At 69.4% G+C, this 10,218-nt stretch carries 7 protein-coding genes and 1 pseudogene; 1 reads left to right on the forward strand and 7 read right to left on the reverse strand.

The features are described from left to right. Positions 1-4: 4 nt before the first annotated feature. The 7 genes from ileS to VF697_RS38750 form a co-directional block, all read right to left on the reverse strand. A complete protein-coding gene (gene ileS / locus VF697_RS38720; protein WP_331103076.1) occupies positions 5-2,896 on the reverse strand; it encodes an isoleucine--tRNA ligase in 2,892 nt (963 codons plus the stop codon). 95 nt (positions 2,897-2,991) lie between these two features. Further along, the gene (locus VF697_RS38725) at positions 2,992-3,969 is read right to left on the reverse strand and encodes a serine hydrolase (RefSeq protein ID WP_331103078.1); all 978 of its coding nucleotides are present in this window, start codon (positions 3,967-3,969) and stop codon (positions 2,992-2,994) included. Positions 3,970-4,018: 49 nt separating this feature from the next. After that, a complete protein-coding gene (locus VF697_RS38730; protein WP_331103080.1) occupies positions 4,019-4,717 on the reverse strand; it encodes a hypothetical protein in 699 nt (232 codons plus the stop codon). After that, positions 4,708-5,649, reverse strand: coding sequence for a hypothetical protein (locus VF697_RS38735; RefSeq protein ID WP_331103082.1), 942 nt, complete (start codon positions 5,647-5,649; stop codon positions 4,708-4,710). Before VF697_RS38735 ends, VF697_RS38730 begins: the two co-directional genes overlap by 10 nt. Further along, complete coding sequence (locus VF697_RS38740) at positions 5,643-7,250, reverse strand: pilus assembly protein TadG-related protein (RefSeq protein ID WP_331103084.1); 1,608 nt, start codon at positions 7,248-7,250, stop codon at positions 5,643-5,645. The genes VF697_RS38735 and VF697_RS38740 overlap by 7 nt, the downstream gene beginning before the upstream one ends. Further along, complete coding sequence (locus VF697_RS38745) at positions 7,250-8,056, reverse strand: TadE/TadG family type IV pilus assembly protein (protein WP_331103086.1); 807 nt, start codon at positions 8,054-8,056, stop codon at positions 7,250-7,252. The genes VF697_RS38740 and VF697_RS38745 overlap by 1 nt, the downstream gene beginning before the upstream one ends. Before the next feature lie 95 nt (positions 8,057-8,151). Beyond that, a complete protein-coding gene (locus VF697_RS38750; protein WP_331103088.1) occupies positions 8,152-9,600 on the reverse strand; it encodes a sigma 54-interacting transcriptional regulator in 1,449 nt (482 codons plus the stop codon). A 69-nt stretch (positions 9,601-9,669) separates the two neighbouring features. Between VF697_RS38750 and VF697_RS38755 the strand changes: the two are divergent. Further along, positions 9,670-10,218: pseudogene (locus tag VF697_RS38755) on the forward strand (30S ribosomal protein S6--L-glutamate ligase); the annotation flags it as partial.

Consider the following 10,218-nt stretch of genomic DNA (forward strand, 5'->3'; position numbering starts at 1 on the left):
GAATTCAGCTCAGCGCTTCCTGGCACTTCTCGCAGACGGGGGCGCCACCGGCCACCTTCTCCGAGTAGGTCCAGCAGCGCGGGCACTTCTCGCCCTTCGCGGAGAGCACCTCCGCCTTCACGTCCTCGCCCAGCGCCTGCGCCACGTTCAGCGCCTGCGCCTTCTCCCCGGCTCCGTCCGCCAGCTCCACCTGGCTCACGATGAGCAGACCCGGCAGGTCCGCCACATTCGCCTGGAGGAACTCCTTCGCCTTGCCGCTCGCGCTCAGCACCACCCGCGCCTCCAGCGACGAGCCAATCATCTTGTCCCGACGCGCCGCCTCCAGCAGGCCCTGCACCGCGCCGCGCACCGCGAAGAGCTTCTCGTACTTCTCCGACAGCGCCGCGTCCGGCTTCACCGCCGGCTCCGGGAAGTCCGTCAGGAAGACGCTCTCCGCCTTCTTCCCCGGCAGGAACTGCCACGCCTCGTCCGCCGTGAAGCTCATCACCGGCGCCAGCAGCTGCAGCAGCACCGTGGCCACCTCGTGCAGCACCGTCTGCGCGCTGCGCCGCGAGTGGCCCGTCGCCTTCGTCGTGTACAGGCGGTCCTTCAGGATGTCGAAGTACACCGCCGACAGGTCCGCCGCGCAGAAGTCCACCACCGTCGCGTACACGAGGTGGAACTCGTAGGCCTCGTAGGCCTTCTTCACCCGCGCCACCACCTCGGCCAGCCGGCCCCGCGCCCACGTGTCCAGCGGCAGCAACTCGCCCGCCGGCACCGCGTCCTTCGCCGGCTCGAAGTCGTACAGGTTGCTCAGCGCGTACCGGATGGTGTTGCGGATCTTCCGGTAGCCCTCGCTCAGGCCCTTGAGGATCTGATCCGACAGGCGCACGTCGTTGCGGTAGTCGCTGGAGGCCACCCACAGGCGCAGCACCTCGGCGCCGTACTGCTGGATGATCTTCTCCGGCGCCACCACGTTGCCGCGGCTCTTCGACATCTTCTCGCCCGCGCCGTCCACCACGAAGCCGTGCGTCAGGCACGCCTTGTAGGGCGACATGTCGCGCGTGCCCACCGCCACCAGGATAGACGAGTGGAACCAGCCCCGGTGCTGGTCGCTCCCCTCCAGGAAGAGGTCCACCGGCATCCGCTGCCGCCGTCCCGACACCGCGCTGAACGCGCACGCCGAGTCGAACCACACATCCAGGATGTCCGTCTCGCGGCGGAACTCCGTCTTGCCGCACTTCTGGCACGCGTAGCCCGCGGGGAGGAACTCCTTCACCGGCGTGCGGTACCACACGCCCGCGCCCTCCTTCTCCACCGCGTCCGCCACCTTCTCCATCAACTCCGGAGAGATGACCGCCTCCTCGCAGCCCTCGCAGTACGCGATGGCGATGGGCACGCCCCACGTGCGCTGGCGGCTGATGCACCAGTCCGGACGCGTCTCCAGCATGCCCCGGATGCGGCTGTGCCCCCACGAGGGCACCCACTGCACCCGGTCCACCTCGTCCAGCACCTGCTGGCGGAACGTCTTCCCGCCCCCGAGCTGCTTCTCCAGCGGGATGAACCACTGGTACGTCGCGCTGAGGATGACCGGGTTGTGGCAGCGCCAGCAGTGCGGGTAGCTGTGCTTGACCTTGTCCGACTTGTCGTTGAGCAGCACGCCCTTCTCGACCAGCACGTCGATGATGGTCGGGTTGGCGTCGAAGACCCGCTTGCCCGCCAGCCACTCGCCCACGCTCTCGTCGTAGCGGCCGTCCTGGCGCACCGGGTTGTAGATGTCGAGCCCGTACTTCAGGCCGACCTCGTAGTCCTCCTGGCCGTGTCCCGGCGCCGTGTGCACCAGGCCCGTACCGGCCTCCAGCGTCACGTGCTCGCCGAGGAGGATCTTCCCCTGCCGCCCGTAGAAGACGTGCTGGTAGGTGCAGCCCTCCAGCTCGTCGCCGCGCGCGTAGGCGAGGATGCGCTCGGGCTCCACCAGCGAGGCGGCCTCCACCTCACCGCCCGCCACCTTCACGTTCTTCACCGCCAGCTCGTCCGCCTTCACCTCGGCCAGCACCTTGGGCAGCAGGTCCTTGGCCACGCAGATGACACGCTCGCCGAGCGCGTAGAAGACGTACTCGTACTCGCCGTTCATCGCGATGGCGAGGTTGGCCGGCAGCGTCCACGGGGTCGTGGTCCAGATGACGAAGGAGACGTTCCTGCCCTGGAGCTTCGGCACCCGCTCGGCCACCTCGGGACCCGCTTGGAAGGCCACGTACACCGAGGGGCTGGTGTGGTCCTCGTACTCCACCTCGGCCTCGGCGAGCGCCGTCTGGTCGTAGAGGCAGAAGTACACCGGCTTCTTGCGCCGGTAGAGCATGCCCCGGCGCGCGAAGGTGGCCAGCTCGCGCAGCTCCTGCGCCTCGTAGGAGAAGTCGAGCGTGCGGTACGGGTTCTCCCAGTCACCGAGCACGCCCAGGCGCTTGAACTCGGTGCGCTGGATGTCGATGAACTCCAGCGCGTACTCGCGGCACTTCGCCAGGAAGTCCTCGCGCTCCAGGGTGCGCTTGTCGATCTTCTTGTCCTTGAGCCGCTTCTCCACCGCCTGTTCAATCGGCAGACCGTGGGTGTCCCAGCCGGGGATGTAGTCGCACCGGCGGCCGGCCAGGTTGCGGTACTTCACCACGATGTCCTTGAGGACCTTGTTGAGGGCGTGGCCCGCGTGGATGTGGCCGTTGGCGTACGGCGGCCCATCCGTCAGCACGAAGGGCTCGGCGCCGTCCCGCCGCTCGAGAATCTTCCCCCAGATCCCCCGCTCCGCCCACCAGCCGAGCATCTTGGGCTCGAGCTGGGCCAGGTTCCCCTTCATGGGGAAGTCCGTCTTCGGGAGGTTGACCGTGTCCTTGTAGTCCTTGGGAGGTGCGCCGGTGTCGCTCATGGCACCGGGCCGTAACACGGGCCCGAAGGCGCTTCAATCCGCAATCCGACCGGACGTTCGAGCCCCCCTCCCCCGGGCCGTGGGTCCCGGCCCCGTCAGTCGCAGTCCAGGGGCACCGGGGCGGACGCCGGCAGGCCGAAGGAGGCCGGCTCCACCACCCCCCCGGCGTCATGGCACGAGAGCGTCGCGTCGCCGGAGATGGCCCGGTACAGCACGCACGAGGCGCGCTCGACGAAGGGGGCCTGCCGCCGCCAGTAGTCCTTGCCCCGGCGGGCCAGCAGCGCCACGGCGTAGCGGTCTCCCCCGGGCACCTGCACCACCCCCACCTCGGTGAGGGTGTTGTACACGGCGTCGTCCGAGCAGCAGCCGGGCGGCAGCCACCCCGCCTTGTGCATCAGCGTCGCGCGAGCCGCCTCGGGCAGCAGCGCCCCCATCCACCCGCCGCAGCCGGTGCGCGGGGTGAGCGTCATCCACTGGCGCAGCGCCTGCGTCTCCGCCGTGCCGAGCAGTTCGCCCTTGTCCAGCCGCGAGAGGACGTCCACCACGTCCCGGGCGGTGAAGTAGTTGTTGTCGCCCAGCTCCCGGGGCGAGTTGGTGGCCGTGCGCGGCGTGCCGTACCGCCACCGGGTGAGCGCGGTGTGCTTCAGCCCCAGCTCGCGGTACCAGTCGTTGACGGCGTTCGCGCCGATCAGGTCGATGACCTCGCCCGAGGCGACGTTGTCCGAGGCGCGGAAGATGGGCTCGGCGTGGGGGGCCACCTTCTCGGAGCCCACGCGCGCGAGCGCCGCCGCCACCCAGAGCACCTTCGCCGCGCTGGCCGAGACGTGGGGCACCTCGTCTCCCACGCCCGCGTACTCGCCGGTGCGCAGGTTGCGCACGGCGATGGCCACGTCCGAGCCGGGCGTCAGCAGGGCCGCCTCGGTGGACAGCCGCGTCACCACCTCCGCCAGCGCGGGCGCCGGAGCCGCCACGGGCTCGGGACGGACCTCGCGCGTCACACACCCCGGCGTGGCCAGCAGCCCCACCCCCGTCCAGCAGCCCACCACGACACGGCACCACCCGGCACGACTCAAGCCAGCTCCTCCTCGCGAATGACTCTCGATGGGAGACCCCGAGGGGGCCTCAGCGCTTGCCCGTCTCGGGCTTGGGGGGCAGCACCTCTTCGGTGGTGGTGCGGCGCAGGATGATGACCACCACGCGGCCGGCGGGGCCCGGGCGTATCGCCACCCGCAGCTCCTCCCCAGTGCGGTGCCAGGTGCCCGGCGACGTCTCGGTGAAGCCCGCCGCGCGCAGCTCCTTCAGGTAGAAGTCCCGCACCTTCCCCTGCTCCGCCGTCACCGAGTACGTCAGCGTGCGCGCCCCCTCCATGTCGCTCTGCATCACGTCCGTCCCGCCCGGGAAGACGGGGGCGAAGGCGCTCTGCTCCTTGCGCGCCATGCCCAGGTTGGCCTCGCCCAGCACCACCGTGGTGGTGCCGTCCGGGTTGGGCTGCAGGATGAAGGTGTAGGAGATGAGCCGATCCGTATCGAGCGCGGTGAGCTGCGGCTCCGCCAGCCGCTGGGTGCGGTGGCCATCCGGGGGGATGAAGAAGCCGGCCGCCTCGAAGCGCTTCACCAGGTGCTGGACGATGACCTCGGGCTTCTCGGCGCTCTTCACCGAGCGCAGCTTCACGGGAATCCCATCCGCCCGCATCACGTCCGGCACGTCCACCGACTCCACCACCCGGGGCACGTCCCAGGTGAAGGTCGGCCGCTGCGCGGACGCGACGCCCGCGCCCAGCAGCGCGAGGGCCAGCACCCACGCCCGGGCACTCAGTTGCACGAGGCCCCCAGGAAGCAGTCGCCACGACCGTTGTAGGAGGAGTCGTACTCCTCGGTGGGGCTGTTGGCGCCCGGCGTCGTCACCCAATCGTTCGGGTCATTGTCGCCGCCTGGCTCCTTGTCCTTGAAGTCGCCCATGCCCTGGAAGCTCATCCAGAACCGCGCCGGGTTGATGGGCGCCTTGCCCACAACCTCCTGCGCCAGATTCACCGAGGAGCCATCCACCCCGTTGTGCGCGTCGTACACGATCTTCGCGGAATCGTAGTAGGCCGTGTTCGCGCACCCCGGCGTGTCCAGCAGGACGCACTCCTGGGACTCGGCGTGGCCGGCCAGGCCCCAGTCGTCCAGGAGGATGCCGTAGGCCCCTTCACACTTGCCCTTCTTCGCGCGGCCCATGCCGCACACGGGGATGGGCTTGAGCGCGGCGTGGGCCACGTCGAAGATGGCGCCCGAGCCCTGGTCCACGAAGTTGCGGGGGATGCGGATGGGGGACATCTCCGCGCTGGAGGAGCAGCGCATGCCGCCCACGTTCGCGTAGATGCTGTTGGTGGAGTTGCTGGCCTTGAAGGAGATGGCCCCCTCCTCCGCACAGGTGACCTCCAGCTTGTCGGCCGAGGTGAAGACCTGGACCATCTGCTGGCGTCCCTGCCGGGAGGTGCGCCCGTCGAAGTCCTTGTAGCGCTCGGTGGCGTGGCCGCCCGCGGCGCCGATGGCGTTGTGCAGGCCCGAGAAGTTGCCCGGCAGCGAGTGCATGCGCGCGCTGGTGGTGTCCCACAGGGCGCTGGTGGCCGCCTCCTGCACCTTGAGCGAGAGGTAGCCCACCTCGGCGAAGTGGATGCCGAAGATGAACACGGTGACGAAGAGGAGCAGCCCGAGCGCCATCTCCACGGTGCCCTGGCCTCGCCGCTGCCCGCCGCGCTGTCGCGTCACCATGCCGAGTATCCTTTCTCCTGGAGGGCCTTGTAGACCTCCTCGGAGAAGGGCGCGGAGTCGCCGAGCACCTTCCCGATGTCCTGCACGCCCTGCAGGTCCACCTGGGCCGACACCAGCGTGGCGCGCCAGAAGGGGTTGAGGAAGTTGGGCGGCTCCCTCCACCGAGGGCCCGCGCGCTTGTAGTAGGTGATGCCCGCCGAGAGCGCCGTGGCCTTGGAGATGTCCGTGCCCCCCACGTCCGGGGACAGCTTGATGCCGCGGTTGTCGAAGAGGGTGCCCTGGCCCGAGTTCGAGACGCGGAAGCGGAAGAAGAGGTTCCACGGGTCCCCCTTCCCATCCGGGCGCTTCGAGTAGTCGCGCTGGATGACGGCGTAGCTCTTGGGCTGGCCCCAGTTGTTGCCGGAGTCCGCCACCGACTTGTAGTTGTAGTCGAAGTGCGGCGGCCAGATGCCGGGGCACAGCGTGCACGTGCCCATGGTGTGCGGCTGCGCGTCGTTGTCATTGCCGCCGGTCCAGGTGTGCTCGTCCGACGAGTCCCCCAGGTGGTTGCTGCGCACGTGGGCCTTGGGCGAGGACGTGCCCGGCAGGCTCGTCGGGCATGGGGCCTGACCCCGGCCGAAGAGGAGGGCGAGGTTGCCGTGGTCGTCCGCCCACGCCTCGGTGGCGTCGATGGTCTGCGCCGAGTGCGTCATGCTGCCCTCGGCCGGGAAGTAGCCACTGCCCTCGTTGGTGAGGGCCGTGATGGTGTCCCCCTGCGGCAGCAGTTCCTGGAGCTTCGAGCGGAGGAAGGCCCCCTCTCCGCGCCCGGTGACGAAGGAGAAGCCGCGGCTGCCCATGGCGGCGTAGACGAAGTGCAGCTTCTTGCCCGCGTTGCGGCGCGTGCAGGCGGCACCATTGCCCGCGCAGCTCTCCCCGCCGGCGATCTCCTGGGTGACGACGGCCGTCAGCGCGTCGTTGGACAGCGCCTCGAGCTCCTCGCCGAACGCGGCCCCCTTGTTGGCCTCCTTGACGATGCTGCCGGCCAGCTTCGCGTCGCGCAGGTCGCCCTCGAGCTGGTCGTAGATGGCCCGCTGCTCGTCGGCGATGGAGGTGACCTGGAGCGCGCGGGCCTCCAGGCCGGCCGCCCTGTCCAGTGCGTCCCACTTGGCCTGGATCTTCTGGTCCTCCTGCGCCAGCTTGTCCTTGGCGTCGTTGATGTCCGACATCGCCTTGGCCGAGCACTCGCACAGCTTCGCGCAGGCCGGGTTGGTGAGGGCGCAAGGACAGTTGAGGACCGAGATGCCCAGGTACACATCGAAGGGGATGTCGTAGGCCTCTCGCGCGCCGTGGAGGGTGGCGCGGTAGTAGCTGCTCCAGGAGATGAGGCTCTCCACGCCGGACATGGCCACCATGTGGCCCATCAGCGCCCGGTTCATCAGCGAGATGGCGTTGAAGGTGCGCGCGGTGGCAACCGCGTTGGAGTAGGCGGCGGCGTCCGCCACCGTCTGCAGCTCCATCTTCTCGCGTGCCTTCATGCCAATGGAGAGCGTCATCGTCACCATCAGCACCAGCAGGAGCATGGTGAGGGAGAACAGCACCAGCGTCTGGCCTCGGCGGCTCATCACATGCCCTCCGGCGTGGGGTCGCAGTTCTGCTGATCGAAGAACTCCCTGCGGGCCGGCGTCATCATCCGCATGCCGTAGGTGGCCTGGATGGGGTAGACGTACTTGCCGGACAGCACCTTCGACTGCAGCTCGTTCTTCACCAGCACGTCCAGGTTGACGACGGGCTGGGCGCTCTTCTTCCACCCCGCCTGCTTGTCCGTCACCATCAGCGGGTTGACGTAGTTGTAGTCCTGCAGCCCCAGGTGGGCGAGCAGCATCCGGCTGATGACCCAGTCCGCGAAGGGGATGCGCAGCCGGTACCAATAGATGAGGCGCACCTCGAGCCGCCTCGCGCCCGAGCCATCCCCCGCGGGCAGGTCGAAGTTGATGTCCTCCACATCGGTGACGGAGCCGGCGCGCGGGTACTCGCGCACCAGCCAGAAGACGGGCCCGTCGTGGCCCATGTCCCGGCCCGGCTGGTACTGCGGCGAGGGCCGGTTGCGGGGATCCGGCCCCAGGCGCGAGCCCCAGGCCTCGGCCAGCTTGCGCGCCGCCGAGCCTCCTCCCGGTCTCAGGAAGGGCTCCACCGTGGGCAGCAGCCCGGCCAGCGCCGCGTGGATCATCGGCTTGCAGTTGCCGTGGTGGCGGCTGCCGGCCCGCACCGCCTGGAAGGCGGCGTACTCGGCCATGATGCGCCCCTGCAGCATCATGAAGAGCTGCAACGTGCCCAGCAGGAGGAAGACGAGCAGCGGCAACGTCAGCGCCGCCTCGACCGCCGCCTGTCCGGATTCACGCCCCTGGACCTGGGACCTCTTGGAACGCATACATGTGGTTTTTCCACTCCTTCCGGGGCTTTCCCATCGGTCAAGTGGACGGGCGTGCCCTCCAGGACGCTGGGGAGGGCCCCTCGCCCCCCCCCTCAGCGGGGCTTCATGCCCTTGGCGTCGAGCTGGTACTTCTTCACCAGGCGCTCGATTGACTTGCGGTGCAGGCCACTTTCACGGGCAGCGCGGGAGAGGTTGCCCTCGCAGCGGGTGAGGACGCTGGTGACGTACTCCCGCTCGAAGTTCTCCAGGAGCTGCTCCTTGGCGTCCTTGAAGGTGAGGTGCTCGTTGAAGGGCAGTGGCCCCTCGCGCTCCTGGCCCCGGACGCGGGGAGGCAGGTGCTCGGGCAGCACCTCCTCGCCCTCGCTGAAGGCCAGCACGTGGGAGAGCACGTTCATCAGCTCGCGCACGTTGCCCGGCCACGCGTAGGCCATCAGCAGGGAGAGGGCCTCGGGGGAGATGCGCTTCTTGCCATGCCGGGCCACCGTCTCCGGCTCGGCCAGCGCCCGCTTGAGGATGAGGGGGATGTCCTCCCGGCGCTGGCGCAGCGGCGGCAGCTGGAGGTTGATGACGGACAGGCGGAAGAAGAGGTCCTCGCGGAAGTTGCCCGCGGCGATCTCCTTGGGCAGATCGCGGTTGGTGGCGGCGATCACCCGGCAGTCCACCTCCAGGGTGTCGTTGCCGCCCACGCGCCGCACCTCGCGGTTCTCCAGCACGCGCAGCAGCTTGGGCTGCAGGTCGAACCGCAGCTCGCCCAGCTCGTCCAGGAAGATGGTGCCCCCGTGCGCCCGCTCGAAGGCGCCCGGCCGCGCCGCCATCGCCCCGGTGAAGGACCCCTTCTCGTGGCCGAACAGCTCGCTCTCGATGAGGTTGGGCGGAATGGCGCCGCAGTCCAGCACCACCATGGGCCCCTTCTTGCGGCCGCTCAGCTCGTGGATGGCCCGCGCCACCAGCTCCTTGCCCGTCCCCGTCTCGCCTCCAATGATGACGGACACGTCCATGGGGGCGATCTTCTTGATGAGGGCGAACACCTGCCGCATCTGGACGCTCTGTCCCACCAGCCCACACAGCTCGCCCTCCCGGTCCGGCTCGACCGTCACCTCCTCGTCGATGGGGGCGAAGGTGAGGGTGGAGGAGCCCGCGCGAATCTGCGCCCCGGCCGACAGGTAGGCCCGCTCAATCCGCCGGCCATCCAGGAAGGTGCCATTGGTGGAGTTGAGGTCCACCAGCAGCCAGCCCCGCTCGGTGTTGATGATCTCGAAGTGGTGCCGGCTGGCGGTGCGGTCCTCGGCGAGCACCAGGTCATTGGTGGGATGGGCGCCACAGCGCAGCCGCTCCTTGTCGGACACCAGGGACTTGCCCTCGTCCGGCCCGGCCGACACCTGGATGCGGCACTTGCGCAGCTTGAGCGTGGTGCGCTGCTGCAGCACCAGCACCTCGGTCCCGGCGCCGGCCCCACCCTCCTTGGGGGCGACGATGGAGTCGAGACCGTTCTCTCCCGGGTTGGTGAGAATGTCGTCCGGGTGCGGTTCGTTAGTGCTCATCATTTTCAGATGATAGCAAACACCGCTGACGCGGCCCGCCCCCGCCCGTGGTAGTCTCGTCCCCCCTCCATGCCCACCAAGAAGGTCTCGTCCAAGAAGGCGTCCGCCAAGGCACGCCCGAAGGCCGCCGCGCGCCCCGTCGAGCCGCCGCCGCCCGCCTCCTCGTCCGCCCCCCGCCGGGCCCGAGCGAAGAAGACGGTGGTCATCCTCTCGCGCAAGCGCTCCCTGTACTCGACCCGGCGGCTGGTGGAGGCCATCAAGCAGCGCGGGCACCGGCCCCTGGTGCTGGACACGCTGCGCTGCACCATGGTGCTCGCCCCGGGCAACCCGCACATGAGCTACCGCGGGGTTGAAATCAAGGGCGTGGACGTGGTGATTCCGCGCATCGGCGCCTCCATCACCGGCTACGGGCTGGCGGTGGTGAACCACTTCGAGATGATGGGGGTGCCGGTGCTCAACGGCGCCGCGGCCATCTCCCAGAGCCGGGACAAGCTGCGCGCGCTCCAGGTGCTGTGCCGGGGCGGGCTGGACATCCCCCGGACGGTGATGGCGCACGACCGCAGCAACGTGCGCAAGCTCGTGGAGGAGGTGGGCGGGCTGCCCATCATCATCAAGCTG

This window comes from Archangium sp., assembly GCF_036388035.1.
Taxonomy (GTDB): Bacteria; Myxococcota; Myxococcia; order Myxococcales; family Myxococcaceae; genus Archangium.